The organism is Clostridium swellfunianum (assembly GCF_023656515.1).
Classification (GTDB): Bacteria; Bacillota; Clostridia; order Clostridiales; family Clostridiaceae; genus Clostridium_AT; species Clostridium_AT swellfunianum.
The window spans coordinates 3,018,711-3,032,865 of sequence record NZ_JAMOFV010000006.1; the positions used below are offsets into that span (position 1 = coordinate 3,018,711).

The following is a 14,155-nucleotide window of genomic DNA, read 5'->3' on the forward strand; positions in this document are numbered from 1 at the left end:
AATATAAAATGATTATTATTATTGCAAAAAGTGTAGTAAAAGACGAGAGGCTGGAAGAGTATAAAGTGTTGGCAAAAAAGCTTGTTGAGGAAAGCCAAAAGGAAGCGGGTTGCATATCCTACAATCTGTATCAAGATATCAACAACAAAAATGTGCTGACCTTTATAGAGGAGTGGAAGGATAAAGAGGCAATCGCACTTCACAACAGCAGTGTTCACTTTGCTACAATTGTGCCGAAGTTTGCTGAACTGAGAGAAAGTTCAGAAGTTAATTTATATGAAATAATTTAAAGGAAGCCATTGAGCTTCCTTTTTAAGAATTCTTAGACATCATCTTTCTCCAGCTGTTATAGTATTCTGGGTAATCACGCTTAATGTAATCGAAAAAGGCTCTTAAGTCCCCATGCTTTTGAAGACCTTTTAGCATGGAGCGAGGGTATGGTGTTATTTTATCATAAGTACCTCTAGGATCGATAACCTTAATAGTATCATCAGGCTGCAGGAATATATGGCCAAGACGAGCATCCAATTTTGCAAAGCCAAGCTTCTTAAATTCTTCAACAAGTTTTACAAGCTCAATGGATAAGCTCTTATTAATATTATGTTGTTTTAAATAAAAGGATAAACGGCTGCCATATACAAAACTCATAACTATAGAATAGGAATCAAAATCAAAAACAGTAGGAAAAAACCTGCTGTTCTTAGCCGCTAGAAGAACCTCAAGCTGCCTTTTGCAGGAATCAGGATTGTGAAAAACCTTTAATACCTTATCCTCAGGCAGCATATAAACTTTTCCTTCGTGCCCCTCTCCAATCAGCTTTAGCTTTGTAATATCATAGCCTAAGTATTGAAATCTATATTTCGGCATTTTCTTCATTGACCCACCTCACAAAATAAACAGCTATTAATTATATTTTATGATTTAGAATTAGATTTGCTACAGTTATAAGATTGACTTTGTACTTAAGACAGTAATTTTATTTTTTATTTAATAATGCTATAATACATTGTATAAATTTATAGAACTAATAGGAGCAAAAAATGCAAGCCAAGAAAATAAGCGATATAGTATTTAATAAGATAGAAAAGAGAATATTAAGCGGAGAATGGAATTCTGGCAGCAAAATTATGTCTGAGCCTCAGCTGGCGAAGGAACTTGGTGTAAGCAGGATGTCTGTTAGGGAAGCAATTGAAAAAATGGTTGCTCTTGATATATTAACAAAGAGGCAAGGAGAAGGTACTTTTGTTAATGACTTAACCCCTGCGGTATATTTAAACAGTCTTATTCCAATGATTACACTGGATAAAGATAATTATTTGGATATATTAGAATTCAGGCTTATTACAGATGTAGAAAGTGCAAGGCTGTGCGCAGAAAGGTGCAGTGAGGAAATTGTGCATAGGCTTGAAGAAACTTATAACGATATGCTTAATAATGAAGAAGATTTCGATAGGTATACAACTGCAGATATGAACTTTCACCTTATAATTGCAGAAGGCAGCGGTAATTCGATGGTGCTAAAGGTTAATAATGTTTTAAAAAGCTTACTGGAATATCATCAGAAGGTATTATATACAAAGCTAGGACCAACAGGCGGAATAAAAGAACATAAGCTGATATTGGATGCTATAAAAAATAGAGATTGTGAGCTTAGTGCCATATATATGAGAAGACATATAGACAGAACAATCAAAGATATTAAAGGTTTAGAAAGATTGGGCAAATAATGACGGTTGTCCTACAAGTTAAATCATTTTGGCAAAAGTAATAGTTATATTTACTGACTAAAATGATTTTTTTATTTTGTTTTATTAAATATATTGACTATTAAACAGCTTGAACTTAAAATGATAAATATAACATGTCAGACAAGTTGCAAGGAGTGATTAATTTGCTAAGAAGTCAGGAAATAAGAAAAATGGCTCCTGAAATGGATCCTTTAAGACTTGGGGCAGGATGGAAGGTTGAAGATTTGTCCAAGCCTCAGATTATTATTGAAAGTACTTTTGGCCACAGCCACCCAGGAAGCGCTCATCTAGATGTGCTAGTGGATTCAGCATATAAGGCAATACAAGAAAAGGGTGGAAAGCCAGCAAAGTATTTTGTAACGGATATTTGTGATGGCCAAGCTCAAGGCCATGATGGTATGAACTATTCTCTACCTTCAAGAGAATATATAGCTAACATGATTGAAATGCAGGTAGGGGCAACACCATTTGATGCAGGTGTATTTATAGCAAGCTGCGATAAGGGAATGCCAGCTCACTTAAAGGCTATTGCAAGACTCGATATGCCAGCTGTAATGGTAACAGGTGGAATAATGAAGGCTGGTCCCAATATGCTTACATTAGAGCAAATAGGAATGTATAGTGCGCAGTTTCAAAAGAGAGAAATAACAGAAGAGCAGCTTACTGCATATAAACATAGTGCGTGCCCAAGCTGCGGTGCATGTTCATTTATGGGAACGGCTGCAACTATGCAGGTTATGGCTGAAGCATTAGGTTTGACACTGCCAGGAACAGCTTTAATGGCTGCTACCGCAGAGGATTTAAAAGAAGCTGCAGCTAATGCAGGAACTCATGCTTTAAAGCTTATAGAAATGGATTTAAAACCGTCCAAGATACTAACTATGAAAGCTTTTGAAAATGCAATAATGGTGCATGCTGCCATTGCTGGTTCTACAAATACTCTTCTTCATATACCAGCTATAGCTCATGAATTAGGCTTTGAGATAGAGCCGGAATTATTTGATGAAATCCACAGAAGAATACCTTATATATTAAATATAAGACCAAGCGGCTTCTATCCAGGAGAATATTTTTGGTATGCAGGTGGAGTTCCAGCAGTAATGGAAGAAATTAAAGAATTCTTGCATCTTGACGTTTTAACCGTTACTGGTAAGACACTAGGAGAAAATCTAGAGGATTTAAAGAAGAATGGATATTATGAAGGCTGCTACAAGTATCTTGAGAAAACAGGAGTTAAGAAGGATGATATTATTAAATCTGTTAAGAATCCAATTCAAGCTCAGGGTGCAGTAGCTATATTAAAGGGAAATCTAGCAACAGAAGGCGCTGTAGTTAAGCACTCAGCTGTATCAAAGAAAATGCATAACGTAATATTAAAAGCGAGACCTTTTAACAGTGAAGAAGAGGCATTAAATGCTGTGCTTACTGGAGAAATAAAACCAGGAGATGCAGTGTTTATAAGATATGAAGGACCTAAGGGTACTGGAATGCCTGAAATGTTTTATACTACAGAAGCTATAGTTTCAGATCCAAACCTTTCAGAATCTGTTGCGCTTATTACAGATGGAAGATTCTCAGGGGCAACCAGAGGTCCAGCTATAGGACACGTTTCTCCAGAAGCAAGTGAGGGCGGAAATATCGCTTTAGTTGAAGAAGGAGATTTAATAAAGATTGATATTGCAAACAGAATTATAGCAATAGTAGGAGTAAAGAGCGAAGAAAAATCAGAAGAAGAAATGGATCGAATTTTAGCTGATAGAAGAGCTAAGTGGATTAAACCAACTCCTAAATATACAAAAGGTACTTTAGGAATTTACACTAGACTTGCTGTATCTCCTATGAAAGGTGGATATATGGAGTAGAGCCTGCTTTGGTTTTTATATAAAAAACTGCTGATAGTTAATTCAGCAGTTTTTATTTTTGTATATATGCCTAAATATGTTAGTTTATATTGCATTATATATTTTGACGTATTGTGATTTATGACAAAAGTCTGTAAATGTAATCGTAAAACATTTAAAATTTTCCAAAGGCGTGGTATAATAAGTCGACAAAGTGAAAATTATGTAAATTTTAAATTGGCAGTTTATTTATGGTAGGGATGGGTGTTTATTATGAGAGGTAAAAAAAACCATGGTAGGTTAAGGAAATTAAAAATAAAATCTAGACTAATAATTTCATTTGGAATATTAGTAATTACACCTTTAATAGTGTTAGGAGTTACATCTTTTATGGTTTCGAAGCAAGCTATGGAGGATAAAATATCCGCCTTCTCTGCTCAAATAATGGAGCAGGTAGGAAGAAACGTTGGAGCTGAGCTTTCTAAATATCAAGGCTTGATGGATGAAGTGTCCTTTGATAAAAAAATACAGCAAGCTATTGAGAAGGAAAAATATGAAAATATAATTGATAAATTAAATACTACGAAAGACATAAATAACTTGATTTCTACTAAGGTATTTGTGAATCAGGGGATAAAAAGTCTTGGAATTATTGATAATAACAATCAAATCTTCGGTGAGTTCAATAGTGAGACTTTAAATGATAATTTTACAAAAGCTTTGAATGAAAATACAAATAAGGATAACAATAAATTGTCCTGGAGATTCCACTCAGAACAAGGTGTTGGTATTGTAGCTAGCAAGTATATTAAATCACTGGATACAAATGAAAATATAGGTATTGCCTTTGCAGCGTTTAAACCAGAAGCTTTAGCTGATGTTTATAAAAATGTAAATATAGGGGAAGGCGGATTCATAAATATTATAAATTCAGAAGGTATTATTATATCAAGTAAAGATAAAAACATAATAGGTAAACCTATGGAAGATACTTCTATTATTTCCTCTATAACAAGTAAAGATGAAAATTTAGCTGAAGGAAATAAATTTTTCAAGTCAAATGATAATAAGTATTTAGTTTCTTATGTTCCCTTGAATGGAACTGACTGGCATATAGTTGGTATGATCCCCTTTAGTTATATGAATTCACAATCAAATTTTTTAAGGGCTAATATTATCGTTATAGGATTTATTGCGTTTGTTATAGCAATGATTGCTGCATTGGCTATATCCAGAAGCATATCCACTCCTTTAAACTCACTAGTTGAACTTATGAATCAAGCAAAGGAGGGTAACTTTGCTTTACATATAAATGATAATAGTAAAGACGAAATCGGTGAAGTAATTTATGCTTTCGATGAAATGGTTAAAAGGATAAGTATGCTTATTTTAAATGTAAAAGGACTAATTTCAAGTGTTACGGATAGCACAAAAATTATTGCTCAGGTTTCAGAACATTCTTATTCAGCCTCAGAAGAAATTGCTTCAACCATGAATGAAATTGCTAGAGGGACCTCAGACCAGGCTGTTGAGGTTTCTAACGGGTTAAATAATTTAAATATTTTATCTCAAGGTATCAATGTGGTTAATGATAATGTAGATACGGTGGCAAAGATATTAACATCTACAAAAAAACTTGAAGAAGAAGCAAAACGATCTGTAAAAGTACTTAATGAAAAAGCTATTGAGACAAGCGGTGCTTCTAATAAAATCATAAATGATATAAATACATTAAATGTAGATACTAAACATATCAAGACAGTAGTGGAAATGATAGTAGCAATAGCGGATCAGACAAATTTGTTATCATTAAATGCAGCAATAGAGGCAGCAAGAGCAGGAGAATCGGGCAGGGGGTTTGCAGTAGTTGCAGAAGAAATTAGAAAGCTTGCAGATCAATCGAAGGAAGCTTCTATTCAGATTAACAATATCATAAATGATATTCAAAAGAAAACTGAACTTACAGCAAAAGAAGCTAACAATACTAAGGTTATCCTAGAACAACAAATTGATGCTGTAGGAAAAACTGACAATGCTTTTAAAGTGATATTTGATGCTATGGATGAAATATCTATTGGGCTTTCAAGAATGGTGAATTCAGTAGATGAAATAGTTACAGCAAGAGATAATACTACAACAGCAATGGAGGAGATTTCTTCCGTATCAGAAGAAACAGCAGCTACCACTGAGCAGGTTTCTGCAAGCACTCAAGACCAAATAGAGGGTGTACAGAAAATATCAGACCTTGCTGCAAGTTTAAATGACATGGTTGGCAGGTTGAATTCTGCCGTAGATTTATTTAAAATAGAATAATTATTTAAAACAAGTAGAAGTCAACAAAGTAATAAGTGTTGACTTCTACTTGTTTTAAGATACTTGCATTTATAAGATTAATACTTTATCATAATTTCATGGTAATAAAAAAGGAGGCAGTCTTATGGCTACTATAAAAGACATAGCAATATACTGCGGAGTATCAGCTATGACGGTTTCAAGGGCACTAAATAACAGCAGTGAAATTTCTCAATCTACAAAGGAAAGAGTATTAAAAGCATGCCAAGATCTTGGTTATAGGCCAAATTCTGCTGCTAAAAGTTTAATTACTAGAAAAACAAATATGATTGGTCTTGTTGTACCAGATATAACAAATCAGTACTATGCAAATGTGAGCAGAGGTGTAAGCTCTTATTTAGAGACTCATGGTTATGGCCTTATACTATGTAATAGCGATAGAAAAAAATCAAATGAAACAAGGTATCTAGGTTTCTTATCTGAAGGCAGAGTTGATGGAATTATAATTTTGCCTGTGAAGCCTCACAAAGAAGATTATGAAAGTATTTCAAAAGAGCTTCCTCTAGTTATGGCGGATAACTATGTAGAAGGTCTTAAAGCAAGCTTTGTTGGAAATGATAATTATTATGGCGGTACTAAAATTATCAAACATATGATAAAGCAAGGTTATAAAAAGATAGGAGTAATACTAGGGGATAAAAAGTCCTCTGCCTCAAATGAAAGATTCAGAGCTTATGAAGATGTTTTGAAATCTCATAATATAGATTTGGATGAAGATATTATAGTAAACAGCAATCCTACCTTTGAAGATGGTTTTAGCTTAGCTGAACGACTTGTTAATAAAGGTGTAGATAGTATTTTTGCTATAAATGATACTGTTGCTATGGGTGTAATTAAGTACTGTTACTTAAATGATATTAAAATACCTGAGCAATTGGGAGTGGCAGGTTACGATAATATTGAACAATCAGCGATGATGCCTGTACCTTTAACTACTGTTGATCAAAACTCAAGTATACTTGGAATGACTGCGGCAGAAACCTTAATGGAGCAAATTAATGATAGTACCAAGCAGAGTAAAGAAATAATACTAAAGCCTAAGTTGATTATTAGAAAATCCTGTGGAGAACAATAAAAGCTGTTGACCAAGCCTGCATAAAGATGTATAATCATAATATGTTAGCGTTAACGAAGTGAATCTGCCGTTCGCTTTTATTTTTTAAATAAGTCGTTAACGTTAACGACTATATTATAATTTATTTTAAAAGGGGAGTTAGAAATGGATATTAGATACTCAAGCCACTTTGAAGACGCAAAAAAATATGATACCTCTGACTTAAGAAGACATTTTTTAATAGAAAAGCTTTTTGTACCAGGCGAAATAAAAATGACCTATAGTCATATAGATAGAATTATTGTTGCAGGGATTACCCCAACAGATAAAGCACTGTCCTTAGAAGGCAGTAAAGAGCTAGGCTGCACATATTTTCTAGAAAGAAGAGAATTAGGTGTTATAAATATTGGCGGAGCTGGTATCGTTAAACTTGATGGTGAAAAATATGAATTAAACAAAGAAGATGGACTTTATGTAGGTATGGGTGTTAAGGAAGTAAGCTTTGAAAGCCTAGATGCAAATAGTCCTGCAAAATTCTATGTGAACAGTGGAACGGCACACAAAACTTACCCAACAGTTAAAATTGGCTTAGATAAAGCTAACAAAGTAAAGGCTGGAAGCGATGAGGAATGTAATAAGAGAACAATAAATCAATATGTGCATCCAGCAGTTTGCGAGAGCTGCCAGTTAGTTATGGGAATGACAATACTTGAGCCAGGAAGTGTTTGGAACACAATGCCTTGCCATACTCATGAAAGAAGAATGGAAGTTTATTTATACTTCAACATGGATGAAGAAAGTAATGTATTCCATCTGATGGGAACACCAGATGAGACTAGACACATAGTAGTAAGAAATGAGCAGGCTGTTATATCACCAAGTTGGTCAATACATTCTGGAGTTGGAACTAAAAATTATACCTTTATTTGGGGTATGGTTGGAGAAAATCAAACCTTTACCGATATGGACGTAGTTGCAGCTAAAGATTTAAGATAAAGCATAGGAGGAGAATGGATTATGGACTTTTCAATACAAAATTTTTCAATGGATTTTTTTAAATTAGATGGTAAGGTAGCTATAGTAACTGGTGGCAATACTGGTCTCGGACAAGGGTATGCTGTTGGTCTTGCAAAAGCTGGAGCTGATTTATTTATAGTTACTTATGATACAAATTGGGAAGAAACAAAGCAGCTTATAGAGGCTGAAGGAAGAAGAGTAGAGTTTTTTCAAGCAGATTTATCAAAAAGAGAGTGTATAACTGCTGTTGTTGAACGTTGCTTAGAGGTATATGAAAGAATAGATGTACTTGTTAACAACGCAGGAACAATTAGAAGAGCACCTCTTCTTGAATACAAAGATGAGGACTGGAAAGCAGTATTGGATATAAATTTAAATGCTGTTTACTACTTAAGCCAAGATGTAGCTAATGTTATGGTAAAGCAAGGTGGAGGAAAGATAATAAACATAGCTTCAATGCTTGCCTTCCAAGGCGGGAAGTTTGTACCATCCTACACTGCGTCAAAGCACGGTGTTGCTGGGATAACTAAGGCTTTTGCAAATGAATTAGGAGATAAAAATGTACAAATAAATGCTGTAGCGCCAGGCTACATTGCAACAAATAACACCGCACCAATCAGAGCGGATGAAGGAAGAAGTTCAGAAATACTTTCCAGAATTCCAGCTGGAAGATGGGGACATCCATTTGATGTTATAGGAGCAGTAGTATTTTTAGCAGGAAGAGCTTCAGATTATGTAAACGGACATATATTAGCAGTTGATGGTGGCTGGTTAGTAAGATAATACGATGCGTGGCGCAAGTCACGCATTTAGTTTATTTAAAAATTTTAGCCATATAACTTTTTTAAAATTTATATGGCTATCTACTTAATAAAGGAAGATTAAATTTTGAGATGGAGGAATAGCAATGAAAATAGAAATTAAAGATAGGAACAATGAGGCATTATTCTTAGCTGAAGGAGATAAAAAAATTAAATTGACTTTTAACAAAGAATATGAAGAGGGAGATAAGATAGTTTTTCACTTTGAGAATATAAAGTATATAGTTGCAAATATTGGAGAATATGTTGCAGAATCTTTAATTTACGCACCTGAGTCTAAATTTGAATTTGGTATACCATTTGGCGAAAAGTTAGTAGCTTATCATCCTGAGGCTTTTAAAGGAAATTTACATGAAATATCTATAAGAGAGGCTTCATTGGAAGAAATTAATGAATATAGGAATTTAGCTTTAAATGGACTTGATAAGCATCAGGAGATTAATTATTATCCTCATGCTTATGCAAATGTTGTAACGAGAAATGAAGCTTGCTTTGAACCAAGAAATGCAATAGATGGATGTAAGGACAATTCTTCTCATGGATATTATCCATATCACTCTTGGGGAGGGGGATTGCGTGATGATTTAGAATTTACTTTATACTTTGGAAGAGAAGTTGAGATAGACAAAATAGTGCTTTACTTAAGAGCGGATTATGTAAATGATCATGATACAAACTGGGAAACAGGGGTTTTTGAGTTTTCAGATGGCAGCAGACTTCCTATTTCTATGATTAAAACTTCAGATCCACAAGAATACTGCTTTGAAGCCAAGAAAGTTGCATGGATTAAGCTGACAGAGATTAGAAGACCAGTATCATCAGCCTTTGCAGCGCTTACTGAAATTGAGGTTTATGGAAGAGATATATAGGTATAGCATTAATAGTAAGTTGGTTATAAATGACTAAATTCGACAAAATCTTTTCATTACATTCAAGATGTGATACATTATTATAGATGCATTACATACTACACATCCAGTAGGTGAGGTAAATAAATGAAAATGATTAAAATTTCGAATAAGAACACTCTTCAGAGGTTAATAATTTTTAACTTAATACTTGTTGTAGTGATGACTATTATTCCACAAATATTTTATTTTAGGTATTTGAATGTTTTTATAGAGAGCCACGTGAAAGAATCAAATATGCAGTCTATCAAAAATATGCAAAACTCAATTGATGAAAATATAATAACTGATATTATAAGCTTTCCCAATAAATATCTTTCAAATTTGCCAAGCAATGAAGATTTGACATATCCTTTGGATAATAACATCAGCAGTGACACCAGTAGAACTATAAACATTTATAGAAGCATAAATGACATTAAAGGGAAAAACTCTCTTATTCACTCTATTGATTTATTTTATCCTAAAAGTAATATGTTATTTTATGATGGAAACGTTATTTTTTTGGACAAGGCTATTGAAAGAGGCAGTGCTTTACCAGATTGGATTGACACTAAAAATTATGTAGAAAATCAATTCAAATGGGTAGTTCATAATGACAGTACAAATAAAGTTCAAATTTTATCTTTTATAAGAACGATACCGCTATTTGCAGAAAATAACAATATTAAAGGAATTGTATCTATAAACGTTGAGACTGATACTATAAGCAAAGAAATGCAAAAGCATCAGTCACCAGAGGATGGAATTGCATTAATCGTAGATTCTTATAATAATATAATAAGCAGCAACCAAACAAGCCTTAATAATGAGATTGTTCGTGAAATAAAGGAAAGCTATATAAGCCCCCAAAATCAAAATTTAGATAAATATACAGGAATAATGTATTTAGACAAGAAGAAATATATGGTATCAAGTGTAGTTTCCGATGTTAATAACTGGACTTATATATCTCTTATACCTATAAGTGAGTATTATGATAAGACAAATAGTGTAAGAAATATTATTCTAATTGCTGGTGTTATTATGCTAGCTATAAATATATCTATGGCTTATATTCTTGCCAGGAAGGCTCATAAACCGATAGCTGATGAAATTCATGAACTGACAGAAAAAATCGAAAAAAATCAGCCTATTATAAAACAGCATTTCTTTACAAATTTATTAAAAGGCAATATAAGAGAGAAGTTTCATGTCTCTGAACAAGGAAAGCTGTTCAATTTCACATTAGACTCTAATCAGTTTTCGGTCTTTAATATTTATATACACGAAGAGGCTTATAAGAGCTTTGAGGATTTGGTTTTATTGCCACACAAAATAATTGAATCCATTGAAGCAAAAGAAGCTCCAAGCAAACTATGGTTTGTTCAAGGTGAATCTACTCATATTTATGGTATAGTTGAGCTAAATAATGATATATCTTTGAACCAGATTATTGATTACTTACATTGCAAATTAAAAATGAATATAGGAAATTTTTATACTATTGGAGTAGGTAATGCTTGTAATGGTAGTATAGATAGCATTTCTCAATCATTCAAAGAAGCTGAAGTAGCAGCAGAGTATTATTTTATATATCCTAATGTAAATACAATTTCATACTCTGAATTGGATTTTGAGGCAATGAAGGAATCAGAAAGTTCCGTACGCATATTAAATAAAATTCAAAGCTATTTGCAGGCTGGGGATAAAAAATCTCTACAGGAGGCTATTGCATCTATAATTGAAGGAATGGCCAACGGATTTTACAGAATTGAAAATTGCAGAAATATATTGTTGGATATAGTTACAACAATTAAGAAGTCAATAAATAATTTAGGCTACAGCACAAAAGAAATGTTTGGTTATAGTATTAGGGAAAGATACAAAAAGATAAACAATATAAATGAGTTCAAAGAATGGATTAACAGTATAATAGATATATCAACGGAGAAAATAAATGAAAAAAAATCTAGCTCAGACTATAATCTGGATGAAAAAATAATAAAATATATATCAGACCATATTTATGATAACTTATCTTTGGAGATTTTGGCAGACTATATAGGGGTAACCCCAAACTACTTAAGCAAAATTTTTAAACAGCGTTTTGGATTAACCTTCTCTGAATATTTAATTGATATTAAGCTAAATAATGCTATTATTTTGTTAAAAGAAAAAGATATTACTGTTCAGGATATTGCTTATAAGCTTGGATATAATTCAGCGCATTATTTTATTAAGGTATTTAAACAGAAGTATGGCATTACTCCAAAGCAGTATCAAAAACAAAATTTTTAATAGAAGCATAAAAATAAGCCAGCGGGCTCAAAGCCTTTAGCTGGCTTATTTTTATGCTTCTATTGAATAGTAAAAAAATGATATATGTTATAAAAGTGATATTTTTATATGAGGATATAAAAGTGATATTTTCGTAGTAATTTCATCATTGTGTAAAACCTTTTCACTGTTATAATTAAATTCGTCGAAGCAAACAAGCAGAAGCTTCATAAAATCAAATTGCGAACAGGAGGTCAGAGCGTGAAGACGATAACAACTACAAATAACAGTGCTGTAGATAATTTTACACCAGCTCTACGAAAGAAAAGCATTCTTAAAAGATACGCCGAGCACAAGTACTTTTTTATAATGTTCTTCCCAGTAGTATTATACTATTTGGTATTTCACTACGGTACGCTGTACGGGATACTTATAGCGTTTAAGGATTTCAGATCATTAGATGGAATTTGGAGCAGTCCTTGGGCTGGTCTTAAACATTTTAAAGCAATGATAGAAGATCCATATTTCTTTACAGTATTAAAAAATACACTGATAATAAACTTTGGGAAATTACTAATAGGATTTCCAGCACCTATAATATTAGCTATCATGCTTAGTGAAATAAAGAAGGAAAGATTTAAGAAATTTGTTCAGACAGTGAGCTATATGCCTCACTTTCTATCATGGGTTGTTTTAGCAGGTATGCTTCTAGAAATCTTATCACCAAGTAGAGGTCCAATAAATGCGATTATAACTGCATTAGGGTTTAAACCTGTATTTTTTATTACTGAACCATACTGGTTTAGAAAAATTCTTGTAGGAAGTGAAATATGGAAAGGTATAGGATTTGGAGCAATTATTTATCTAGCTGCTATAAGCGGAATAAATCCAGAACAATATGAGGCTGCTGAGGTTGATGGGATAAACAGATTTCAAAAACTTATCTATATAACTATTCCTTCAATAATGCCTGTAATTATTATAATGCTGATATTAAGAGCAGGTAACATAATAAATGATGACTTTGAGCAGGTATTTAACCTTATGAATGCGAAGGTTATGGAGGTTGGTGATGTTTTATCAACTTATACCTACAGGCAGGGACTTATAAACATGAACATGAGTTATGGAGCAGCAGTAGGATTATTTAAAAATGTTATAGCGTTAATTATGGTATTAAGTGCAAACTTTGTAGCATCTAAAATTAGCGACGATACATTATTTTAGGAGGGGATATTATGAAGGCAAAAAATACAACGTCAGATAAAGTGTTTTTGGCAGTTACTTATATAACACTTATACTTCTTACAGTAACGATATTATATCCTCTGCTTCAAGTAATCACTATATCTTTAAGTTCAGCAGAGTCTATATATAAACCTGGAATGCATATTATACCAACGGATCTTGATTTTTCAGGATATAAAATAATATTTAAGAAGGAATTAATATGGACAAGTTATAGAAATACTATTGTAAGAACAGTAATAGGTACAGCTATAACAGTATTCCTTACTTTCTTAGGAGCTTATACATTATCTAAGAAGACATTACCACACAGGAAATTCTGGACAGGTTTTGTTACATTAACAATGTTCTTCTCAGGAGGAATGATACCTTCATACTTGCTTGTGGTTAAAGTATTAAACATTAATAATACTATCTGGTCATTAGTGCTTCCAGGTGCTATTAATACATTTTATCTAATAGTTACAAGAAACTTTATAGCAATGCTTCCAGAAAGCTTGGAGGAATCAGCCAAAATTGAAGGGGCAAATGATATTTATATCTTGTTTAAAATAATAATGCCTCTATCTATGCCAATACTTACAACAGTAGCCCTATATACTATGGTATATCACTGGAATGCTTGGTTTGATTGTATGATGTACATTCAAAATGAAAGCAAATATGTACTGCAGCTTGTCCTTAGAAGAATAATACTTGAAGGTGCTGATGCTACCGCAGAAATGAGCGGACAGGTAGTTAACACTAACCTAGAATCAATGAAAATGGCAACTTTAGTAGTTGCAATACTACCAATAATTTGTGTTTATCCATTTTTACAAAAGTACTTTGTACAAGGTATGTTAGTTGGTTCAGTTAAGGGTTAAAGCTTAAATGGAACCAAATTACATAAATAAAACTAAAAATT

General features: G+C 32.9%; 12 protein-coding genes. 11 read left to right on the forward strand and 1 reads right to left on the reverse strand.

Features of this window, described 5'->3' with window-relative positions; translation table 11 throughout:
* Positions 1-8 precede the first annotated feature (8 nt).
* Positions 9-290, forward strand: a complete 282-nt coding sequence (locus NBE98_RS14445) for a putative quinol monooxygenase (protein WP_250815698.1) — start codon at positions 9-11, stop codon at positions 288-290.
* 22 nt (positions 291-312) lie between these two features.
* On the opposite strand, the gene NBE98_RS14450 is transcribed toward NBE98_RS14445, so the two are convergent.
* A complete protein-coding gene (locus NBE98_RS14450; RefSeq protein WP_250815699.1) occupies positions 313-876 on the reverse strand; it encodes a serine/threonine-protein kinase in 564 nt (187 codons plus the stop codon).
* 164 nt (positions 877-1,040) lie between these two features.
* Here NBE98_RS14450 and NBE98_RS14455 point away from each other — a divergent pair, with 164 nt between their 5' ends.
* The 10 genes from NBE98_RS14455 to NBE98_RS14500 all read left to right on the forward strand — a co-directional run bounded on the left by NBE98_RS14455 (position 1,041) and on the right by NBE98_RS14500 (position 14,114).
* Positions 1,041-1,727: a FadR/GntR family transcriptional regulator gene (locus tag NBE98_RS14455; protein ID WP_250815700.1), complete on the forward strand. Its 687-nt coding sequence runs from the start codon at positions 1,041-1,043 to the stop codon at positions 1,725-1,727.
* 134 nt (positions 1,728-1,861) lie between these two features.
* On the forward strand, positions 1,862-3,610 hold the full coding sequence (gene ilvD, locus NBE98_RS14460) for a dihydroxy-acid dehydratase (RefSeq protein WP_349305957.1): 1,749 nt from the start codon (positions 1,862-1,864) through the stop codon (positions 3,608-3,610).
* A 252-nt stretch (positions 3,611-3,862) separates the two neighbouring features.
* Positions 3,863-5,902: a methyl-accepting chemotaxis protein gene (locus NBE98_RS14465; RefSeq protein WP_250815703.1), complete on the forward strand. Its 2,040-nt coding sequence runs from the start codon at positions 3,863-3,865 to the stop codon at positions 5,900-5,902.
* A gap of 124 nt (positions 5,903-6,026) precedes the next feature.
* The gene (locus NBE98_RS14470; RefSeq protein WP_250815704.1) at positions 6,027-7,016 is read left to right on the forward strand and encodes a LacI family DNA-binding transcriptional regulator; all 990 of its coding nucleotides are present in this window, start codon (positions 6,027-6,029) and stop codon (positions 7,014-7,016) included.
* A gap of 144 nt (positions 7,017-7,160) precedes the next feature.
* On the forward strand, positions 7,161-7,991 hold the full coding sequence (gene kduI / locus NBE98_RS14475; protein WP_250815705.1) for a 5-dehydro-4-deoxy-D-glucuronate isomerase: 831 nt from the start codon (positions 7,161-7,163) through the stop codon (positions 7,989-7,991).
* A 21-nt stretch (positions 7,992-8,012) separates the two neighbouring features.
* A complete protein-coding gene (gene kduD, locus NBE98_RS14480; protein WP_250815708.1) occupies positions 8,013-8,795 on the forward strand; it encodes a 2-dehydro-3-deoxy-D-gluconate 5-dehydrogenase KduD in 783 nt (260 codons plus the stop codon).
* A gap of 124 nt (positions 8,796-8,919) precedes the next feature.
* Positions 8,920-9,702, forward strand: coding sequence for a carbohydrate-binding protein (locus NBE98_RS14485; protein ID WP_250815709.1), 783 nt, complete (start codon positions 8,920-8,922; stop codon positions 9,700-9,702).
* Between the two features lie 126 nt (positions 9,703-9,828).
* Positions 9,829-12,021, forward strand: a complete 2,193-nt coding sequence (locus tag NBE98_RS14490; RefSeq protein WP_250815711.1) for a helix-turn-helix domain-containing protein — start codon at positions 9,829-9,831, stop codon at positions 12,019-12,021.
* Between the two features lie 240 nt (positions 12,022-12,261).
* Positions 12,262-13,227 (forward strand): ABC transporter permease, encoded by a 966-nt coding sequence (locus NBE98_RS14495; RefSeq protein ID WP_250815712.1) that lies wholly within the window; start codon positions 12,262-12,264, stop codon positions 13,225-13,227.
* Between the two features lie 11 nt (positions 13,228-13,238).
* Positions 13,239-14,114: a carbohydrate ABC transporter permease gene (locus NBE98_RS14500; protein WP_250815713.1), complete on the forward strand. Its 876-nt coding sequence runs from the start codon at positions 13,239-13,241 to the stop codon at positions 14,112-14,114.
* The last annotated feature ends 41 nt before the right edge of the window (positions 14,115-14,155 follow it).